Raw genomic sequence first — 20,107 nt, forward strand, 5'->3', positions numbered from 1 at the left:
AATGCGCGCCATTCACATCCCCCGGCTCGACGGACCGCACGCCGCGGAACTGGTGGAGGTTGACGAACCCACCGCACCCGACGGCCAGGACTGGGTGGTCATCGACGTGCACGCGGCGGGTGTCGCCTTCCCGGACGCCCTGCAGAGCCGCGGGCTCTATCAGCACAAGGCCGAGTTGCCCTACATTCCGGGCGCCGAGGTCGCGGGGGTGGTGCGGAGCGCGCCCGCCGACGCACACGTGCAGGCGGGTGACCGTGTCGCCGCGCTGACGATGCTCACCGGGGCGATGGCGGAAGTCGTTGCGCTACCCGCGGATCGGGTGTTCAAGCTGCCCGACAACGTGTCGTTCGAGGCGGGCGCGGGCATCCTCTTCAACGACTTGACCGTGCACTGCGCGCTGCGCACGCGCGGCAGGCTCGCCTCCGGGGAGACGGTCCTGGTGCACGGGGCGGCGGGCGGCATCGGCACGTCGACGCTGCGACTGGCACCGGCGTTCGGCGCACGGCGCACCATCGCGGTGGTCAGCAGCGAGGCGAAAGCCGACGTCGCCAGGGATGCGGGCGCCACCCACGTGGTGCTCGCCGACGGATTCAAGGACGCGGTCAGGGAGCTGATGGACGGCCGCGGCGTGGACGTCGTCGTCGACCCCGTCGGCGGTGACCGCTTCACCGACTCGTTGCGCACGCTGAACCCCGGCGGCCGGCTGCTGGTCGTCGGATTCACCGGCGGCGACATTCCGACCGTGAAGGTGAATCGACTGCTGCTCAACAACGTCGACGCGGTGGGCGTCGGCTGGGGCGCCTGGGCGGGCACCCATCCGGGCTATCTGGCCGAGCAGTGGGCCGAGCTCGAGCCGCTGCTGGCCTCCGGCGCGGTGTCGGCCCCGGAACCGGTCGTCTACCCGTTGGAGCGCGCCGCGGACGCCATCGCGTCGCTCGAGGAGCGCACCGCCACCGGCAAGGTCGTCGTCACCGTCCGGTAGCGACCGCCGACACGTCGCTCGGGGCCTCGATCCACGCAGTGGGCAGGACCAGCCGGAACCCGTCGAACTCGACGACGTGTGTGGACGGGATGAGTTCGGTGGCGGTCGCGACGGGCACCCCGGTGCCGGGGTTGCGGGCGTACCGCGGGAAGGATCCACCGCCGACGGACAACCGGATGCGGTGCCCGGCCGGGAACCTGTGCGCCACCGAGTCCAGGTCGACGCGCAGCGCCGCCTGCGCGCCGGACGCGAGGCTCACGTAGCCGTCCGACACGTTGCGGGACCGGCCCTCTGCGTCGACGTCGCTGAGCCGCACCATCACGTCGGCGCCGACGGTGTCCGCCGAGTGGGTCAGTTCGACGCGCGGCACCCCGATGACCTCGAGATCGGCGGCGAGCACGGGTCCGGTGTACGTCAACACGTCCGAGCGTTGCGCCAGTGCGGAGTCGTCGACGTACCCGGCACCCGACAGAGCAAGCAGCCGGCCGCCAAGGGTCGGCGTCGGCTCGGCGGGATCATAGACGAACGTCGCTGTGCCCGAAGCGGGTTGGTCGGCCAGGGCGCCATCGGGCTGCGGGCACAACGCGATCTCCCGCGCCTCCGGGGGCCAGGTCGGCAGGTCGCGCCAACCCGCGTCGGTGGTGACCTCGACGCGCACCGGAGTGGTTCTGCGCTGCCCGCCGAGCCACTCGAGCGACTCCCGGATGGCGGCGGTGCCGCCTTGGCCGTGTGTCCACGCACCGATCATCAGCGTGACGTCGACGCCCCTCGCGTGGAGTGAGATGAACTGTTCGACGGTCTGGTCGAAGAAGATGTCCTGCCACCCGCCGATGAGCAGCACCGGGGTCTGCACGACGTCGATCGACGCGGACCGCTGAATCCAGTAGTCGCCGTCCGGTTCCGAGTTGTGCAGCCAGGGCTCGTAGAACGGCGAGGCGCCGCCCAGCACGCTGCCGGCCGCATCCTCCAGCGGCAGGGTCTCGAGCACGGGCTGCAGTTTGCGCGGCATCAGCGCGTTGCGGATCAGCTGCCGGATCCAGCCGCCGCGCTCGTGCCAGGTCACCTGGTAGCCCCAGGTGAGGAAGTCGATCAGTGCGAAAGTGCCTCTGCCCCAGGCTGCCCGGCCGATGTGGTGCGGCGCCATGATGATCACCGAACCGGTCAGCTCGGGCGGCGGGTCGGCCATCAGCGCCCAGCCGGTGAACCCGAGATAGGACGCACCCACGGTCGCGAACGACCCGGTGAACCACGGCTGCTGCCGTAGCCATTCGACGGTGTCGACGCCGTCGGCGGTCTCGTTGACGCCGGGGTCGAACGAACCGCCGGACCCGAAGCTGCCACGCGTGCTCTGCAGCAGCACGTGGTAGCCCCGCGCCGCGTAGAGGCCCATGGTCGCCCTGGCCGCGAGCGAGTCACGGGCGTAGGGACCGCGCATCAGCAGTGTGCCGGCGGGGGTGTCGGTCAGCGGCCGGTAGTGGTCCGCGATCAGGTTCACGCCGTCGCGCATCGGGACGACGAGACCGCGCGACACCCGGTAGCGCGAGGTCTCGGGCTCGAGCCCGGCGCGTGCCGACATGACTCGCTGGGCCAGTCGGGTCAGCGGGGCGCCCGTCACCGGCGATCAATCTGCGGCACAGCTAGACACCTTAGGGCCACCGCCAGTCACCGTCGCAATTCGACCTCGCGTTTCACCTCGAGCCGCCGCAGTTTGCCCGACGACGTCCTGGGCAGCGATCCGGGCCGGACGAACGACACGTCGGCCGGCACCAGGCCGCACTCGGACGCCACCCGCTGGATCAGGTCGGCGCGCGCCGTCGCCTCGTTGGGCCCGCGGAACTCCGCAACGACGACCAGGCCGGGCCGAATCGAGCGTTCGCCGACACCGACCGCCACCACCGCACCCTCCCGGACACCCTGCACTCCCGCGGCCACCCGCTCGACCTCGGCGGGGAACACGTTGCGCCCCGCCACCGTGATGAGTTCCTTGACCCGGCCGCACACCACCAGGCCGCCGTCGACCACGTAACCCAGATCGCCCGTGGCGAACCACTCGTCGGCGCTACGCGGGGTGTCGCCGAGATAACCCGACATCATCGACGTGCCGCGGATCAGTACCTCGCCCACCTCGCGGTCGGTGTACTCCGACGCGGTGTCGGCACGCCCCTCGATGCGCACCTCCATCCCCGGAACGGGCTCGCCGAGAACGGCGTTGCGGCGCGGCGCGGCGCCATCCGACGTGTGCACGACCGTGTCGTCGACGGCCAACCCGCGACCCGTCGCCGGAACGGTTACGGCGCAGGTCGATTCGGCCAGCCCGTAGGACGGGGCCAGCGCTCCCGCCGAGAACCCGAACCGGGCCATCTCGGTGGCGAACCGGCCCGTGAGGTCGCAGTCGACGGGTTCACCGCCGTTGAGCGCGAACCGCAGTGGCCCGAGGTCGACGTCGGTGACGCGTCGCGAGTACTTGCCGATGAGCCCGTAGGCCATGTTCGGCGCGGCCGTGATGGTGCCGCCGCTCTCGGTCAGCCAGTTCAGCCAGCGGAACGGGGAGGCCTGGAATGCGGAGGTCGGTGCTTGCCACACGTGCGTTCCGCCCAGCGCGCCGGACAGCAGGAAACTCAATCCCATGTCGTGATACAGCGGCAGCCACGAGCAGCCGACGTCGTCCGGCGTGACGCCGATGCGCGCGTTCAGCCCGGAGATGTTGGCCAGCACGGCGTCCGGCGACAGCGACACGGTGCGCGGCGTGCCCGTCGACCCCGCGGTGCCCTGCAGGATCGCCGTGGTGGCGGGCGCAGAGGGCGCTACGTAGGTCGTGCTGCGCGCCGCCGTGGCGTGCGGGGTCGTGTCGGCGACGGCGACGGCACTCTCGACGGAGGTCAAGCGCTCGAGGTAGACGCCCTGGCTCAGCACGTTCCGAATGCCGATGCCGGAGAAGCGATCCAGCGTGGTGAGCGCCCAGTGTTCGGTGTCGGCGCCGCGCACCGGGCCGGATCGACACCGCCGCATCGGCGAGGAACGCCCCGATCACCGCCGCGACGAACTCGACGGTCGGCTCGCCCACCAGTCCCAGCGCGGTCACCTGCTCGTTGCCCAGCCACTCGGCGACGTTCTCGGCTCTCGCGTACACCTCTGCCCACGGATGGCGGGCCCACTCGCCGTCGGCGAGCACCGCGAGGTCGCTCGTGGTGGTGGTCAGGCTCTCGGTGAGCGCGGACGCCAGCGGGTTCACCAGCGCTCCGATCGAGCGACGTCGCGATCGGTAGCTGAGCTGACGGTGCGCTGCGAAACAGCGGTCATGCCCCAGGACCGTACACGGTCAATTGACGAAACTGTCAGTCACGCAGGAACGCCGCCGCGGCCGCCGCGACGGCCGCGAGCACCAGCACCGTCACCGCCACCGCGGTCCAGCCCCAGCCGTCGAACGCCACGCCGCCGAACCAGCCGATGACGCTCGACCCGCCGTAGTAGAAGAGGTTGTACAGCGACGACGCCTGGGCCCTGCCCGCCGGCGCCGCGTGTCCGGCCCATCCGGAGGCGATCGAGTGCGCGCCGAAGAAGCCGGCGGTCGCGACGACGAGTCCGGCGAGCACGACGAACAGGTTGTCGCTCAACGTGATCGCCACCCCGGTCGCCATGACCGCGATCGACACCAGCAGGACGGGCCGGCGGCCGAACCGCGACGCCTCGCGGCCCGCCCGCGTCGACGCCCAGGTACCCGCGAGGTAGGCGACGAACACCAGACTGACCACCGAGGGCGCCAAGAGGAACGGCGGTCCGGTCAACCGGAACCCGAGGAAGTTGTAGAGCGCCACGAATCCGCCCATCAACAGGAAGGCCTGCGCGAACAGGATCAGTTGGCGCGGGGTGCGCAGATTGACCGCCAGCCGATGGGCCAGGCCGCCCTCGGGGTTCTCCTGGCGCGACGGCGTGAAGCCGCGCGATCGCGGTGCGAGTCTGACGAAGCTGATCGCCGCGAGGCCGCACAGCGCCGCCACCGTGAACACCCCCGCCCGCCAGCCGGCGGCCTCGGCCACGGGGCTCGCGACGAGTCGGCCCAGCAGCCCGCCGATGGTCGTCCCGGCGACGAACGTGCCCGCGGCGCGCGCGGCGTGTCCGCGGTGCACCTCCTCGGTGAGGTAGGCGACCGCGATCGCGGGGACACCCCCCACCGCGAGCCCTTCGACGAAGCGGCCGGCGAGCAGCAGTTCGAAGGTCGGCGCGAAGGGCACCAGGAGTCCGACGGCGGTCGCACCGGTCACCGACAGCGATATCGCCCTGACGCGGCCGATGCGGTCGGCGATCGACGACCACGGGATCACGCCGACGGCCAGGCCGACGGTGGACGCCGAGATGGTCAGCGCGGCCTGCGCCGCGCCGATCCCGAGGTCCGCCGAGATCAGCGGGAGGACCGCCTGTGGCGAATAGAGCTGGGCGAACGTCGCGACACCCGCACAGAACAGCGCAGCCAGCAGACGCAGGTAATCGGATGAGCCGGGGGCGTGGCCCGTCCACGCCCGTTCGGTGCCCTGATCGATCGTCACCGGCGCGACGCTACGAGCCTCCTCCCCATGTGTCCAATGTATGGATATCAGCTAGTTGATGCGCTGAACGCATGATCACAGGTGCGTCTACCCGTCGCGGCTATTCGGGTTGCAGGGAATCCGCGAAACGCTCGGCGGGCGGCGGCAGGATGCGGTCCCGTACCCACACCACGCCGACCTCCCGCTTGGCGCGCGCGTTGGTCAGCGGGACGTGCACCACTTTCGGGTCACCGCCGTCGCGCGGCACCGGGACGATGGCGACGCCGAAGCCCGCGGCGACGAGGCCCTCCATGGTCGGGATCTCGGTGGCCTCGAACACGATCTCGGGTTCGAGGCCGTCCTCGGCCCACAGGTCGTCCATCAGCAGCCGCAACCCGAAGGGCTGCTCGAGCGCGACGAAGGGCTCCCCCGCGGCTGCCGACAGCCGCATCCGCGACTTGGCGGCCAGCGGATGGTCGCGCGGCACCGCGAGGCAGAGTCGCTCGACGTGCAGGCGCCGCCAGGCCAGTTCGGCGGCCTCCGGTCGCGGCGAGGTGATCGCGAGATCGGACTGGCCGGTGAGTACCCGCTCGGTGATCTCGTGGGCGGGACCCTGGAAGAGGTCGAACGCGACGGCGGGCGCGGCTTGCCGGAACCGTCGCAGTCGTTCGGGCACATACCAACTGGCCAGGGAGTGCAGGAAGGCCAGCCGGACTCGACCGGAGTCGGGGTCACGCAGCGCGGCGATCCGCTCTCCTGCGAGTTCCATCTCGGCGAGCCCGCGTCTGGCGTGCTCCAGCACGATGCGTCCGTACTCGTTGAGCCGCATCCGGCGATTCACCCGGTCGAACAGCGCAACGCCCGCCCGTTCCTCGAACCTCGCGAGCGCACGGGACAGCGTCGGCTGGCTGACGCCGAGCTCCGCGGCGGCATCGGTGACGTGTTCGGTGTCGGCGAGCACGACGAACCAGCGCAGATCGTCCAGGTGCACCGCTCGACGATAGCCCGCGCGAGCTGCGCACTCAGGGGCACATGTAGGCGATGGGCGGGCACTGGCTCGGCCGGATGCCCTCGACGATCCAGTACAGCGTCGGAGCGCCGTCGCGGACGGACTGGTAGTGCCAGAAGTGACACCCGTTCGTGTCGAACGGAAGGGGGTTGTCCGACTGCGGGATCGGGTCACCGGGGCACCACTCGTAGTTGCTCCACGCGTCGATCGGGCCCTCACCGGCGCCATAGGTCGCGTGCGCGGTGCCGGCGAAGCACACGGCCGCGGCTGCGCCGACGCCCGACATCATCACTGCGGCAAGCGCGCGCTGGAATGTCTTGTTCGAAGTCATGTGACGAGTACACGCGATCCGCACGGCTACCGATCCCAAGTCGGCGACATCCCGCTCGCGAGCGTGGCGAAGCCGGCGCGAAGGCGCTCGATCAACCGACCGGAATCGTCGTCGGCACCCGAGTGCATATCCAGGGCCGACACCAGCACTCCCCACGCGGCGTGGGCGACGACACGGGGATACACGTCCACGGCGGGATCGGTGCCGGTGCGCTCCGCGATCACCGCGGTGAGCGGCACCAGGCGCGCCTCCCGGTCCGTCCCCGCCCACCGCACCCGCAGTGCGGGAGCGTCCACAGACAACCGCCGCACCGTGAGCACCCGGTCGACCGGGTGCGGTGACCCGACGAGGGCGACGGCGGCCTCCTCGAGACTCACCAGCAGCGGCTCCGCGTCGGCCCGACCGACGAGGAACCGGACGTAGTGCGCAACGAACACGTCGACCGCATGCAGGATCGCGGACTCCTTGTTGGGGAAGTAGTTCCGGAACGTCCGGCGTGCGACGCGCGCGGCCTCGGCGATGTCGTCGACCGTCACGCAGTCCAGTCCGCGCTCGCCGGCGAGCCGGGCAGCGGCGAGGCTGATGGCCTCCCGCGTCTCCGCCTTCTTCTGCTCCCGCAACCCGGCCACGCGTTCAGCATCGCATGGCCCGCAGGCCGGCTGACCGTGCCGCGGAAGTCCCTAGCGCTGCAGCAGCGGCTGCACCTCGGCGCCGATGAACCGGACGAACTCCTCGACATCGACCGACGCCGTCGGCTGCAGCACCACGGTGTCCGCACCGGCATCGACCCAGCGCCGCGCGCCCCCGGCGATCCGGGCCGCGTCGCCGAACACGCCGACGTCGTCGGTGGGGTCGAGCTTCCAGAACTCGGCCTCGGCGCGGAGATCGGCCTGCGCGGTCGGACCCGTCGTGCACAGCAGATAGGCCACCACCGCGCGCGTCGACTCTCCGGCGCCGTCGCGCACGTGGCCGAGCGCTGTCCGCAGACCGTCCGGCGTCGTCCCGCCGGTGATCACGGTTCCGGACGCCAGTTCCCCGGTGAGCCGCAACGTCTTCGGCCCCACCCCGCCCGCGAGCAGTTCGACGGGTTCGGTGGGTGGCCAGTCCAGCGCGACGTCCTCGAGGCGGACGTAGCGACCGTCGAACGTCACCCGCTCGCCGCGCAGCAGCGCCGACAGGCAGACGAGGTACTCGCGCAACAGCGTCATCGGCGACTCGACGCGGGCACCGATCCACCCCATCCACTCCAGCACCCCGTGCCCCAGTCCGATCCGGACACGACCGGGGAACGCACGAGCGAGCGTCGCGATCTCCATGGCGGCGGCCGCGACGTTGCGCATCGGCACCGGAAGCACGCCCACCCCGACGGTGAGTCGGTCACTGTGCGACAGCGCGATGGCCGCGGCGGAGATCCCACCCGCCAGGAAGCAGTCCTCCCAGAGCCACAGTTCGTCGAGGCCGGCGGCGTCGGCCGCGCGGGCGGCCCCCGCGAGACGCTCGGGGGCGAACTGAGGGCGGAACACGCAACCGACGCGAGGATGGCTCGTCACGGCCACCATCATTCCCGCACGGCCCGCTCGTAACGCGGCCCACGTCGATGTTGCGAGCCTCGTCGTCATCCGGCAGCCCGTGCTGAGCCTGTCCGATTCGTTCACGACGCCGGCTGCCGAGGATGTAGACAGGACGCATGACCGACTTGTCACGACACCTCAGCGTGTGGGTGGACGCCGATTGGGAGCGCGTCTACGGCGTCGCCTCGGACAAAGACCGGCTCGCCGAATGGGCTGCCGGCCTTGCCGATCCGGAACTGGGGCTGGAGGTGACCGAGTTCGCGGCCACCAACCCCTACGGCGTCCTCGACCACGTGGTCCGCATGCCGAACGGGGCGGAGGTGTTCAACCCGATGCGAATCATTCGGGCGGACACCCCCGGCGCGTGCGAGATCGTGTTCACGCTGCGCCAACGGGCGGACCAGACCGCAGAGCAGTTCGATGCGGATGCCGCGGCGGTGACCAGGGATCTCATCGCGCTGAAGACGCTTGCGGAGCGTTGATCACCCGCTCCTGCTGAGCGATTCGAGGACGAACGTGCGAACCCGCCCCTCGGTGGTCGCAGCGCACTGCGAGAGCAGCGGTGCGGACATCCGCTCGGCGACGGTGACCACGGCCGTTCGGGCTCCGTCTCGGAGGGTGACGCGCGTCGACCCGTCGCGCGTCGCGACGTCCGCCGGAGCCCAGGCGTCGATGCGGTCGTCTCCCCACTTCTCTCGCGCGAAGTGCTGCGCCGCCTGGACGGCGTGCGGGAGCGAGGTCCGTCCGCGCAGGAACTCGTCGTTCAGCCGACCGTCGTGATATCGCCGGATCAGATCGACCGCATCCGCGCTGTCGACTCGGCCGTAGCACAGGCCGACCGGTAGTACCAGCATGGTCGCGGCGAACCTGTCGCCGCCCAGATGCGAACACTCCCAGGTCGATTCGGGATACTCGGCGGCGATGGCCGCCACAGCGGCACGACCGCGCACCGCGCAGCACTGATCGTGCTTGCCGTGCGCGCACACCGCCACGAGCGGTCCGTCGACGCGTTCGCCGTCCGAGCCGTCCAGCGCCACCTCCAGGTAATCGCGCGGGTCGTCGACCTCGCCGTGGTATAGCGCTTCACCGCCCGGATCGGACTGCGCTACATACCAGCGCCACCGCGGGTCACCGGAGCGACGCCCGTGACGCCGGATCGCGGCGATGCGCATCTTCGCCGCCTCGGCACGTCGGACGATCGCGCGTCCCAGGGTGGGATCGATGACCGTGGGCGACTGCAGGAACGCGGACGGACCCCACGGTCCCTCGAGTTCCAACATCAGCCAGGTCGAACCCGCGGACGCGGTGCCGAACATCGGGTCCGCGCGCGCCAGCGACTGATCGCTGCACGGTGTTCGTTTGGCGCCCATCGTCATTCGGCCCGATTCGGCGGCGACACCGGGACCACCACCGCTTCGCGGAGGAGCCGCCGGATGACCACCTCACCGTCGGCAGCGTCCAGTCCGGGCACTTCACCGGCACCGACGACCTCGCCGCGGTGAAGGGCGGCGATGGCGGCGGCGCACTCGCCGGGGAAGTCGATCGTGCGATCGGGCAGCCTCAGCACCACCCGGCCCGCGCGATGCTCCACGGTGGCGACGAGGCCGTGCCGCCATCGCACCTTCACGGTGGCCGCGTTCGCAGCGGCGGCGTGCATCGCCAGGGGCCGTACTGCGACCGGCCGGGTCCGGTCGGCGTGCCGCTTCATCAGACGCTGCGCGGCGTCGTCGGCCAGCGAGGCCGTTCGGTCACGCAGCACCTCGGTCAACTGCGCGATCAACTTCGTTGTCGCCGTGCTCATCTCATCGCGATCCGAAGGATCGACGCCCATCGGCAACGAGGCTCTGAACTCGTCGACGTCGGACAGTCCGTCGACGACCGCGCGGATGACGTCCATCCGGGTGAGGGTGGCGACGCCGATGGTCAGATGGATCGACACGTCGTCGAGTGCCCGCGCCGAGTGCAGCCAGCCCCGCGGAAGGTAGAGCGCGTCCCCAGGCGCGAGCACGGTGTCGATGACGGGAGCGCCGCGAACCCGGTCACCGATCTCGCTGCGGTAGTCCGTCCACGGTTGCGATGCGAGGGGGTCCTGGTGCACGGGTGCGTGGACGGTCCAGTGCTTGTGACCGGACACCTGCAGCACGAACACGTCGTGAACGTCGTAGTGGGGGTCGAAGCCCTGCCCGCCCGGCGGGGTGACGTACGCGTTCGCCTGCACGGGATGACCGAGATCGTCGACCATCACCCGGACGAAGTCGATCAGCGGCGGCCACAGGCGGTGAAGTCCCTGAAGCACGATCGAGGCACCCGCCGAGAACTGCGCCAGGACCTTCGCCGAGTCGACCTGGTCCGTCACCTCCGCACCGAAACCACCTGCACCGAGGAAGGTTTCGCGCGCCAGCAGGCTTCCGTCCTTGGCCACCCGGATGAACGGCGCACGTACGCCGCGTTCCGCGAGAAGCTCGTCGACGGTATCCGGGGCGAGCAGATCGCCGAAGTCGCGGGGTAGCGCGTCCCGGCGAGTCAGTAGGGGCGTCCGGCCCCAGTGAGTTCGCGCGAACTCACCGGGGTCGGTGCCGATGCATCTGGAGAGCACGGCCGTGGCTAGGCGGTACCGTCCGCCCCGCCGTCGTGGCCCTCGGCGTTCGAGCCGCCGTCAGCGGGACCCTCACCGCCCGCGGTGCCGTCGGCGCCACCGTCGTGACCCTCGGGGTTCGAGCCGCCGTCAGCGGGACCCTCACCGCCCGCGGTGCCGTCGGCGCCACCGTCGTGACCCTCGGGGTTCGAGCCGCCGTCGGCCGGACCCTCGCCACCGGAGCCCGAGGTCGTGATGTCGTCGTCGTTGATCGCCATGGAGTTCTCCTTCGTTTCGCCGGGCCGGGGCTGTGCAGGAATCTGCAGGGCACGGCTTGTCCGGATTTCCCTGCGCTGCGGTTCTCAAACGCAAGGGTTGGCTTACCGGGGCGGCTGCGAGGTGACACCATGAGCCGGTGGACATCCTCGACGACTGGCGGCAGGGCGCGACGACGCTCACCTGGGCATCCACCACCGCCGCGAACGACGGGCGGTCCGTCGAGGTGTTCGTGCGACGCGGTGGGACACCCGGCGCTCCGGCGCTGGTCTGCGTGCACGGCTTCCCGACCTCGAGCATCGACTTCCACGCCCTGACAAGTGAACTCGCGACCGACTTCGAGATCCTCACGCTCGACTTCCCCGGCTACGGACTGTCGGACAAGCCCGCCGCGCCCTACGTGTACTCCCTCTACGACGACGCCCGACTCCTGGTGCACGCCATCACCGAGCACTGGGGCCTGACCGACTACCGCATGGTGACCCATGACCGCGGCAGCAGCATCGGGATGATCGCCCTCGGCATGCTGGCGCCCACCCGCCCGCCGAAGGACGTCTTTCTCACCAACGCGAACGTCTATCTACCGCTGGCGAATCTGACGGCCTTCCAGACGGCGCTGCTCGACGACACCACCGGGCGCGCGACGGCGGCGGCGACCACACCCGAACTGCTGGCCGCGGGTCTCGGCGCGACCACGTTCATGCCGCGCCGCGACCCGACCGACCCGGAGATCGCCGCGCTCGCGAAGACGTTCGCCTGCAACGACGGGATCAGCGTGCTGCCCGACACCGTCCGGTATCTGCGCGAGCGCGCCGCCGACGAGACGGGGTGGCTCGAGGCGTTGCGCGGGATCGACGTCGACATCAGCCTGGTGTGGGGCCTGCACGACGGCGTCGCCCCATTGCGGGTCGCCAACCACGTCTGGCAGGCGTACCTGCGTGACATGCCGGGCCGCAGCCGGTACTGGGTGATCCCCGGCGCCGACCACTACGTGCAGTGCGACGCGCCCGCCGACCTGGCGACGATCATCCGCGTCACCGCCTCGGGCGAGGAGATCGCGCTGCAGACCCTCGGCAACCGGCCGGACGGCGCGGTGCTCGTAGATCAGAAGGACGGCTGACGCTTCTCAGCGCAGCGACACCAGGTCCGTCACCGAGTCCTGCGGAAGATCGCCGTCGACCACGGCGGTGACCTCCATGTTCTTCAGCGAGATCGACCCGCCGTGGTTGTCGAGCCACGCGGTGTCGGCCGCGTCACGACCGGTGGCGATGCGCATCATCGACTGGCGCGGTGCCAGGCACGTCGCGTCCACCACCCGCCAGACCCCGTCGACCAACGCCTCCGCCACCGCGTGGAAGTCCATCGGCTCGCAGCCCGGCGCGTACACCGAGACCAGCCGCGCGGGCACCTTCACCGCGCGCAGCAGCGCCACCACCAGGTGGGCGTAGTCGCGGCACACCCCCGCCCCCGCGAGCAGCGTGTCGACGGCACCGTCGATCGGATCGCTGGACCCCGGCACGTAGTTCAGCCGGGTACCCACCCACGACGACACCTTCTCCAGCACCGTCACCGAGTCGGCGTACTCGCCGAATTCCGTTGCCGCGAAACCGAAGAACTTGTCCGACTCCGCATAGCGACTGGGACGCAGGTAGTTCGCCAGGTCGAAGCTGGTGACGGGCGACGGATCGGATTGCCCGATCACGGTGGCGCGATACGACGCGGTGACCGTGCCCTCGTCGGCCGCGAACCGGTGGATGCGGGTGCCGAGGTCGCCGATGATGAGTTCGGGCTCCACGGGCTTGCCGTTCAGCTCGAAGCTCAGCGCCTCCGTGACGTCAGCTCCGGTCTGCTGGGCCACGGCGATCTGAAACTCCAGAATGGCCGGCGCTAGGACCGCCACTTCGACATCCGCTCCGAATTCGCGCTTGGACATGACACTGCTCCTCTATCTCACCGTTGACTGTGTACCGCAGCTTCGACGGCGATCGGATCGAGCCTCGCGCGCTGGCAGCCACCACGAAGTACCCACGCCGGAGCGGGCCAACCACGCGACGAGTGTGATCTAGCCCCGGTACGTCGCGACCGCCGCGGCGTACTCGTCGAGCAGTCGCAGCGATTCGTCCTTCGGAGCCGTCGGCAACAGCAGCGCGATGTCGTCGAACCCGAGTTCCTCCGACGCGCGCCAGTACTCGGGGTCGACCGGAGTGCCGAACTGCGCGAGCGGCAGGTCGTGACCGAGTCCGTCGCGCATCTCGCCGACGAACTTCCCCAGATACTCGACGGGCAGCGGGTTGGAAATCCAGCCGGCGTCGTGCCGGATGACCCGCCGGACGGTCGCCGGCGACGCGCCGCCGATCAGAATCGGCGGATGCGGCTTGCGCACCGGCTTCGGCCGCAGGTAGGACGCGTCGAAATCGACGTACTTGCCGTGGTATTCGGCCGGTTCCTCGGTCCACAGCGCCTTGATCGCCTCGATCTGCTCGTCGAGCCGTGCGCCTCTGGTCTTCGGATCGGTGCCGTGATTGCGCATCTCTTCGAGATTCCACCCGGCGCCGACCCCGAATACGAAGCGGCCGTTGGAGATCAGATCGATACTGGCGGCTTCCTTGGCCGTGATGATCGGATCGCGCTGGATCAGCAAGGCGATGCCGGTCACCAGGTCGATCCTCGAGGTGACCGCCGCGGCGGCCGCCAACGTGACGAACGGGTCCAGCGTGCGGTAGTACATGTCGGGCAGTTCTCCACCCATCGGGTAGGCCGACTCGCGGCTGGCGGGGATGTGGGTGTGCTCGGCGATCGACAGCGAGTCGAAACCCCGCTCCTCGATCGCACGGGCGAGCGTGACCGCGTCGATCGTGTCGTCGTTCACGAACGTCGAGATGCCGATCTTCACGAGGTTCCCCTTAGCGTCCGGTCCTAGTCGCTGCCAACGTCGCCTTCCGGTGAGGCTATTCCCACCGAGTCGCTCGTCAGGCGGTTCTCAGCAAGCGGACGGATAATTCCGAACGTCATGACACCACGCCCGCCCGACGAGCCGGTCACGGAGGTGCTGCCGCAGGTCGGGGGCCCGCGTCACCGCCTGCCACCGCCCCGGCGACCCCGACGCGCCCTGCTGTGCGGCCGCGTTGCGGTCGCACTGATCGCGGTGCTCGTCGTGGCGGCGACCGGCATCGGGTGGTCGACGTTCCGCAACCTCACCGGCGGCATCACCACATCGGACGCGCTCACCGGGGCCACGACGTCGGTGGGCGGCGACCAGAACATCCTCATCATGGGTCTCGACAGCCGCCTCGACCAGCACGGCAACCCACTCCCCCAGGACGTCTACGACGCTCTGCACGCGGGCGACGAGACCGTGGGCGGATACAACGCGAACGTGCTGATCCTCCTGCACGTGCCGGGAGGCGACGGCCCGGTCACGGCGGTGTCGATTCCGCGCGACGACTACGTCCCTCTGCACGGCTGCCCAAGCGGCGAGTGTCAGGGCAAGATCAAGCAGGCTTACGGTCTGGCCTATCAGGAGACCATGGCCGGCGACCCCGCGGCCGGCGAGCAGGTCGCGCGGGAAGCGGGCCGTAAGGCCGAGATCAGCACGATCAGCGATCTACTCCGGGTGCCCGTCGACCATTTCATCGAGGTGACGCTCGGCGCGTTCTTCCAGATCGCCGAAGTGGTCCAACCGATTACGGTGTGCTTCAACGACGACACGGCCGACGACTTCTCGGGCGCCGACTTCCACCGCGGTGTGCAGCAGATCGACGCCGCGCAGGCGATGGCCTTCGTCCGCCAGCGCCGCGACCTCAACAACGACCTGTTCACCGACCTGGACCGCACCCGACGCCAGCAGGCGTTCATCGTCTCGCTGGTGAAGGCGATGCGCGACGGTGGTGCGCTGTCGAATCCCGCCGCCTTACGTCACCTCGCCCAGGTCGCCAAGCAGAACGTCGCCGTGGACGCCGGTTTCGACGTGATGACGTTCGTCGATCAGGCGTCGGCACTGAGCAATAAGCGGATGTCGTTGTACACGTTGCCCATCGGCGAGTTCGGGCGCGATCCGCTGGGGCAGGACGTGAACATCGTCGACGTCCCGACGATCCGGTCGATCGTGCGCAACCTGTTCGCGACCGGGTCGCCCAACCCGCCGGCGTCCGCGGCCCCCGCCCCGCCCCCGGCCGCCGAGCCGGCGATCGTGAACGTCGTCAACGCCACCGGGCACGAGGGTCTCGCCACGGCGGTGTCCGATCACCTCAGCACGCGCGGCTTCACCCGCGGCGACGTGGGCACGGCCGACGCCCTGTCCGAGGACACCGTCGTCGAGTACGGGCCGGGCGCGGACCAGGCGGCTGCCGCGGTCGCCGACGAGTTGCCGATCGCGGTGACCGCCGAGGCGTCCGACACGGTTCCGCTCAACACCGTGCTCGTCACCGTCGGTTCGGACTACCCCGCCGACGAGTACGGCGGCGGAATGGCGATCACCACCACGACGCCCGCTCCCGCCGAGGTGACCGCAGTGGACGCCACGGCCGCCGGAACGCGGGCACCGATGCCGACCGATCTCACCGAGATGTCCGGCGACACGACCCCGTGCGTGCGCTGAACCGTCTCGGCGTGTTAGGCCTAGTCGATGAAGATCGGCTTGCATGCACTCGGCATCGGCGCGGGTGCGCGCCGCCCCGTCATCGACGCGGTGGCTGCGGCCGCCGAACACGGCGGCTTCGGCACACTGTGGTGCGGTGAGCACGTCGTCATGGTCGACCGGCAGGCATCGCGGTACCCGTACTCGGAGGACGGCCGCATCGCCGTGCCCGCCGACGCCGACTGGCTCGACCCGATGATCGCGCTGAGCTTCGCGGCCGCCGCGACATCGACCATCGGCATCGCCACGGGGGTGCTACTGCTGCCCGAGCACAACCCGGTGATCGTGGCGAAGCAGGCCGCCTCGCTCGACCGCCTCTCCGACGGTCGGCTGCACCTCGGTATCGGCGTCGGCTGGTCCCGCGAGGAGTTCGACGCCCTCGGGGTGCCCTTCTCCCGGCGCGGAGCACGCACCGACGAGTACGTTGCGGCGCTGCGCACGCTGTGGCGTGACGACGTCGCGAGCTTCGACGGGGAGTTCGTCGAATTCGATTCGGTCAGAGTGCATCCCAAGCCCGCCGCCGGGACGATTCCTGTGATCGTCGGGGGCAACGGCGACGCCGCGCTGCGGCGTGTCGCCCGGTCGGGCGACGGCTGGTACGGCTTCAACCTCGACGGCGTCGCGGAGGTCGCCGACCGCATCGCGGAACTGACCCGACAGTGCGATCACGTCGACCGAAGCATCGCCGACCTGCACTGTGCGGTCGCGTTGCAGTCACCATCGGTGAGCGACGTGGCGGCGCTCGCCGACCTGGGTGTCGACGAACTCGTGATCGTGGAGAGCCCGCCCGAGGATCCGGGTTCGGCCACCGAGTGGGTGGCGGAACTCGCGGAGCGCTGGATCACCCCGGCGATGCCGACCGCGTAGCTCATCCCCTGGATGACTTTCCGATGCGCGGCGCGTTCGACCGGGCAGGAGTGTCACTCAACAGGAGGAGAAATCATGAGCGTGGACAGCGTTGCACTCGGGGCTCGGGGTCTCGACGAGTTGGTTCCGTCGCGGTACGCCGTTCAGGTCGGCGACATCGAGGTGCTGGTGATCAGCGACGGCGTGCTGCCGATCACCGCCAGGACGCAGGCGACCAACGCCGACGCAGACGAGTACGGGCAGTGGCTCGATGACAGGTTCCTCCCGCACGACGTGCTCGACTGGCCGCTCAACGTGGTCGTGGTGCGCAGCGGCGACCGCACGATCCTGGTCGACGCCGGTCTGGGGGTGGAGTTTCCGGACTTCCCGAAGGCCGGACAGACGGTGCACCGACTCGAGGCCGCGGGCATCGACCCTGCGGCCATCACCGACGTGGTCATCACGCACATGCACATGGATCACGTGGGCGGCCTGCTCACCAGTGGGCTGAAGGAACGGCTGCGCCCGGACCTGCGCATCCACGCCGCGACCCGCGAGGCGGAGTTCTGGCGGGCACCGGACTTCACCCACACGGACATGCCCGCACCGGTGCCGCCCACGCTGCGGCGCGTCGCCACCCAGTTCCTGGACCAGTACCACGGCCAGCTGCGGACGTTCGAGACGGAGTACGAGGTGGCACCGGGCGTGCTCATCGCCCGCACCGGCGGCCACACTCCCGGCCACAGCATCGTCCGGTTGGCGTCCGGCGCAGATGCGTTGACGTTCGCCGGCGACGCCGTCTTCGCGCCGGGCTTCGACAACCCCGAGTGGCAGAACGGCTTCGAGCACGATCCCGTCGAGGCGGCCCGCGTCCGGATCGCCCTGCTTCGCGAACTGGCGGCGACCGGCGAATCACTGGTGGCCACCCACCTGCCGTTCCCGTCGGTCTGCCGCGTGGCGCCCCACGGCGACGTCTTCCGGTGCGTACCCGCCACCTGGGATTACTGACACGAACCAGAAGAGTCCGGATCGCTAGACTGGCGACGACGTCGAGGCCTGCGCCGTGCGTCCCGACATCCGGAGAGACATGACCACCCCTGACGGCGACACGCCACGTCCAGCAGCTTCCGACGACGCCAGGCCCAACCGCGGTCGCCGTGGGTTGCTGGTCGTGTCCGCCGCCGCCGCGGCAGGTGCGGGTGTCGCCGCAGCCGCCACCGCACTCCCGAAGTCACGCCCTGTCGAGATTCAGGTGAGTGCGCGCAGTGTGCAGCCGGACCTGTCGACGGCAGCATCCGCGCAGGCCAACACCGACGTGCTCAACACGTCGATTTCGGAGTCCGCCACCGCGGGCGCCGACGTCGTGCTGCCCGGCGGCGAGTTCGGCTTCCTCGGTATGACGCTGCCCAGCGGCGGCGGTGTTGCGATCCGCGGCGCCGGGCGGGGTGTCACGGTGCTGCGCAACGAGGGCGCGAACGCCTCGATCACCGCTCACGGCGAGCCGGGAGGCAGCAGCTGGATGGCCGACTGGTCGGTGTCCGGCGTGACGCTGGCCGGTGCCGATCGCCGGAAGGGCACGGTCGGGTTGAGCGTGACACTCGCTCACCGCTTCACCGTCAGCGACGTCACGGTCATCGGTCACGACATCGGCATCCGGCACGAGTCGGCGTGGGATGGCGGATACGAGGACATCAGCGTCACCGAGTCCACGACGGGATGGCTGTTCCCCCGCACCGACTACGCCCCCTCGGCACCGCTGGGGCTGCGCAACTGCAGCGCCGTGGGATGCGAGACCGGCGCGGTCATCGAGAACGCCGTCGAGGCGCTCGAATGGGTCGGCGGCGACTTCTCGATCTGCGGCCGGGGGCTGCTGCTGTCCGGCAACGACACGCGATCGATCTCGTTGCACGGCCTGAACTTCGAGCGCATCCGCGGTGAGGACGTGGTGATCGGCGACGGTGACACCGGGCCGGCGGCGATCGGCTTTCACGGCTGCCGCTTCCTGCGCGTCACCAAGGGTCCGGTGTCGGTTCGATTCCTGCGCGGCGATTCGGTCACGTTCACCGGATCGCGCTGGACGACCTACGGGACGGCGATCGAGCAGTCCGCGGATTCGGGCACGCTGATCGTCAACAGCAGCGCCGGTTACGACGTCGACCGCTTCATCGACACCGACGGTCGGGTGCAACCGCAGGGCGTACTGAACGCGAGCAGAGGCTCGTCCACGCTGCTGTTGGCACTCGACACCCCGTCGATACTCCCCGCCGTGATCGGTACCGAGGGTGTCGCGACCAAGGTGCTCTCGGGTGCCGGAAAACGGACGGCGGTCGACGCGGATTTCGCCGTACCACCGGTGGTGGGAACAACGGCCGTCGTACGCGACACCACTGACGGCTCGGTCCGTCATGCGATCCGCGGTGTCACGGGATGGTTCGTCTCGGCGCCGTACGCCGCGCCAGGTGGTTAGCCGCCAACCGAGCACTGAGAGCTACACCGCGGTGCGGCCACCGTCCGCAGGCAGGATCGCACCGTTGATGAAGCTCGCCTCGTCGCTCGCGAGATAGGCGATGGTGCGGGCGATTTCGAACGGCTGGGCGAGTCGCCGCACGGGAACGCGGCCCCGCACTGCGCTGAGGTCCTCCACGTCCAGGGCGTCAACGGTCAGCGTCGGCCCCGGCGCCACCGCGTTGACCCGCACGCCGCACGGCCCGTATTCGGCTGCCCAGCAACGGGTTAGGTGATTCAGCGCGGCCTTGCTGGACGCGTACACCGCTGACTGCGCCGTGCCCCGTGACGCCACCGTGGTCGTGACGTTCACGATGACCCCGCGCCCGCGCTCCGCCATCGGCGGCGCCAGCTCACCTACCAGGTAGTACGGCGACTTGACGTTGACGGCGAAGCCCGCGTCGAACTCGTCCTCCGGGACGGTCGCGCTCGGTCCGAACGACGCGATGGCCGCGTTGTTGACCAGGATGTCGACGTGGCCCGCGACTACGAGTGCGTAGTTGGCCAGCGTCGCGCACTGGTCGGCGGTGCCCAGCACGGCGGCGATGAATTCCGCTGTCCCACCGGCGGTTCGAATCGTATCCACCACGGCCATCCCGCGGCGCGCGTCGCGACCGGTGACCAGGACGTGCGCGCCGCGCTCGGCGAGAAGCATCGCCGTGGCCGCGCCGATCCCCCGTGTCGAACCGGTGACCAGGGCGACGTCGCCCGTGAAGGTCATGCCGCGGTCTCAGGGCCTGCGCAGGATGAGGGCGTCGCCCTGTCCGCCGGCGCCGCACAGCGCGGCCACCGCGTAGCCCGAGCCCCGGCGCGCCAACTCCAACGCCGCGTGCAGCGTGATCCGCGCACCCGA

19 protein-coding genes and 2 pseudogenes are annotated in these 20,107 nt (G+C 70.2%); 7 read left to right on the forward strand and 14 right to left on the reverse strand.

What is annotated here, in order from left to right; all coding sequences use genetic code 11:
- The first annotated feature begins 1 nt into the window (after nucleotide 1).
- Nucleotides 2–982 carry an NADPH:quinone oxidoreductase family protein gene (locus tag NM203_RS20780; protein WP_255062238.1) on the forward strand — a complete coding sequence of 327 codons (981 nt, stop codon included), beginning with the start codon at nucleotides 2–4 and terminating at the stop codon, nucleotides 980–982.
- Here the strand turns inward: NM203_RS20780 and NM203_RS20785 are convergent.
- The 7 genes and pseudogenes from NM203_RS20785 to NM203_RS20815 form a co-directional block, all read right to left on the reverse strand.
- A complete protein-coding gene (locus NM203_RS20785) occupies nucleotides 969–2,558 on the reverse strand; it encodes a CocE/NonD family hydrolase (protein ID WP_303624981.1) in 1,590 nt (529 codons plus the stop codon). The genes NM203_RS20780 and NM203_RS20785 overlap by 14 nt on opposite strands.
- Nucleotides 2,559–2,644: 86 nt before the next feature.
- A pseudogene (gene mbtM / locus NM203_RS20790) lies at nucleotides 2,645–4,214 on the reverse strand (long-chain-fatty acid--ACP ligase MbtM).
- A 103-nt stretch (nucleotides 4,215–4,317) separates the two neighbouring features.
- A complete protein-coding gene (locus tag NM203_RS20795) occupies nucleotides 4,318–5,526 on the reverse strand; it encodes an MFS transporter (RefSeq protein WP_255062241.1) in 1,209 nt (402 codons plus the stop codon).
- A gap of 100 nt (nucleotides 5,527–5,626) precedes the next feature.
- On the reverse strand, nucleotides 5,627–6,496 hold the full coding sequence (locus tag NM203_RS20800) for a LysR family transcriptional regulator (RefSeq protein ID WP_255062243.1): 870 nt from the start codon (nucleotides 6,494–6,496) through the stop codon (nucleotides 5,627–5,629).
- A 31-nt stretch (nucleotides 6,497–6,527) separates the two neighbouring features.
- Nucleotides 6,528–6,845 carry a hypothetical protein gene (locus tag NM203_RS20805; RefSeq protein ID WP_255062246.1) on the reverse strand — a complete coding sequence of 106 codons (318 nt, stop codon included), beginning with the start codon at nucleotides 6,843–6,845 and terminating at the stop codon, nucleotides 6,528–6,530.
- Between the two features lie 26 nt (nucleotides 6,846–6,871).
- On the reverse strand, nucleotides 6,872–7,474 hold the full coding sequence (locus NM203_RS20810) for a TetR family transcriptional regulator (RefSeq protein WP_255062247.1): 603 nt from the start codon (nucleotides 7,472–7,474) through the stop codon (nucleotides 6,872–6,874).
- A gap of 51 nt (nucleotides 7,475–7,525) precedes the next feature.
- The gene (locus tag NM203_RS20815; protein ID WP_255062248.1) at nucleotides 7,526–8,395 is read right to left on the reverse strand and encodes an LLM class flavin-dependent oxidoreductase; all 870 of its coding nucleotides are present in this window, start codon (nucleotides 8,393–8,395) and stop codon (nucleotides 7,526–7,528) included.
- Between the two features lie 137 nt (nucleotides 8,396–8,532).
- Here NM203_RS20815 and NM203_RS20820 point away from each other — a divergent pair, with 137 nt between their 5' ends.
- Nucleotides 8,533–8,898 (forward strand): SRPBCC family protein, encoded by a 366-nt coding sequence (locus NM203_RS20820; RefSeq protein WP_255062249.1) that lies wholly within the window; start codon nucleotides 8,533–8,535, stop codon nucleotides 8,896–8,898.
- Here the strand turns inward: NM203_RS20820 and NM203_RS20825 are convergent, their stop codons facing one another.
- Genes NM203_RS20825 through NM203_RS20835 form a run of 3 tightly spaced genes read right to left on the reverse strand, consistent with a single transcriptional unit; the run spans nucleotide 8,899 to nucleotide 11,269 of the window.
- Entirely contained in the window at nucleotides 8,899–9,792 is an 894-nt protein-coding gene (locus NM203_RS20825; protein ID WP_255062251.1) for a ferredoxin family protein, read from the reverse strand.
- On the reverse strand, nucleotides 9,789–11,012 hold the full coding sequence (locus NM203_RS20830) for a cupin domain-containing protein (protein WP_255062253.1): 1,224 nt from the start codon (nucleotides 11,010–11,012) through the stop codon (nucleotides 9,789–9,791). Before NM203_RS20830 ends, NM203_RS20825 begins: the two co-directional genes overlap by 4 nt.
- An 8-nt stretch (nucleotides 11,013–11,020) precedes the next feature.
- On the reverse strand, nucleotides 11,021–11,269 hold the full coding sequence (locus tag NM203_RS20835) for a BatC protein (RefSeq protein WP_255062254.1): 249 nt from the start codon (nucleotides 11,267–11,269) through the stop codon (nucleotides 11,021–11,023).
- Nucleotides 11,270–11,406: 137 nt separating this feature from the next.
- On the opposite strand from NM203_RS20835, the gene NM203_RS20840 reads away from it, so the two are divergent.
- Nucleotides 11,407–12,387 carry an alpha/beta fold hydrolase gene (locus NM203_RS20840; protein WP_255062255.1) on the forward strand — a complete coding sequence of 327 codons (981 nt, stop codon included), beginning with the start codon at nucleotides 11,407–11,409 and terminating at the stop codon, nucleotides 12,385–12,387.
- A 6-nt stretch (nucleotides 12,388–12,393) separates the two neighbouring features.
- On the opposite strand, the gene NM203_RS20845 is transcribed toward NM203_RS20840, so the two are convergent.
- Nucleotides 12,394–13,200, reverse strand: a complete 807-nt coding sequence (locus NM203_RS20845; RefSeq protein WP_255062256.1) for a transglutaminase-like domain-containing protein — start codon at nucleotides 13,198–13,200, stop codon at nucleotides 12,394–12,396.
- Between the two features lie 129 nt (nucleotides 13,201–13,329).
- Entirely contained in the window at nucleotides 13,330–14,160 is an 831-nt protein-coding gene (locus tag NM203_RS20850; protein ID WP_255062257.1) for an LLM class F420-dependent oxidoreductase, read from the reverse strand.
- A 117-nt stretch (nucleotides 14,161–14,277) separates the two neighbouring features.
- On the opposite strand from NM203_RS20850, the gene NM203_RS20855 reads away from it, so the two are divergent.
- The 4 genes from NM203_RS20855 to NM203_RS20870 all read left to right on the forward strand — a co-directional run bounded on the left by NM203_RS20855 (nucleotide 14,278) and on the right by NM203_RS20870 (nucleotide 19,216).
- Nucleotides 14,278–15,864 carry an LCP family protein gene (locus NM203_RS20855; protein ID WP_255062259.1) on the forward strand — a complete coding sequence of 529 codons (1,587 nt, stop codon included), beginning with the start codon at nucleotides 14,278–14,280 and terminating at the stop codon, nucleotides 15,862–15,864.
- Between the two features lie 27 nt (nucleotides 15,865–15,891).
- A complete protein-coding gene (locus tag NM203_RS20860) occupies nucleotides 15,892–16,770 on the forward strand; it encodes an LLM class F420-dependent oxidoreductase (protein WP_255062260.1) in 879 nt (292 codons plus the stop codon).
- 75 nt (nucleotides 16,771–16,845) lie between these two features.
- Nucleotides 16,846–17,757, forward strand: a complete 912-nt coding sequence (locus tag NM203_RS20865) for an MBL fold metallo-hydrolase (RefSeq protein ID WP_255062261.1) — start codon at nucleotides 16,846–16,848, stop codon at nucleotides 17,755–17,757.
- A 79-nt stretch (nucleotides 17,758–17,836) separates the two neighbouring features.
- Nucleotides 17,837–19,216 (forward strand): hypothetical protein, encoded by a 1,380-nt coding sequence (locus NM203_RS20870; RefSeq protein ID WP_255062262.1) that lies wholly within the window; start codon nucleotides 17,837–17,839, stop codon nucleotides 19,214–19,216.
- 21 nt (nucleotides 19,217–19,237) lie between these two features.
- Here NM203_RS20870 and NM203_RS20875 read toward each other — a convergent pair whose 3' ends face one another.
- Nucleotides 19,238–19,975, reverse strand: a complete 738-nt coding sequence (locus tag NM203_RS20875) for an SDR family NAD(P)-dependent oxidoreductase (RefSeq protein WP_255062264.1) — start codon at nucleotides 19,973–19,975, stop codon at nucleotides 19,238–19,240.
- A 9-nt stretch (nucleotides 19,976–19,984) separates the two neighbouring features.
- Nucleotides 19,985–20,107: pseudogene (locus NM203_RS20880) on the reverse strand (acetyl-CoA C-acyltransferase); the annotation flags it as partial.

Source organism: Mycolicibacterium arenosum (genome assembly GCF_024320865.1).
Taxonomy (GTDB): Bacteria; Actinomycetota; Actinomycetes; order Mycobacteriales; family Mycobacteriaceae; genus Mycobacterium; species Mycobacterium arenosum.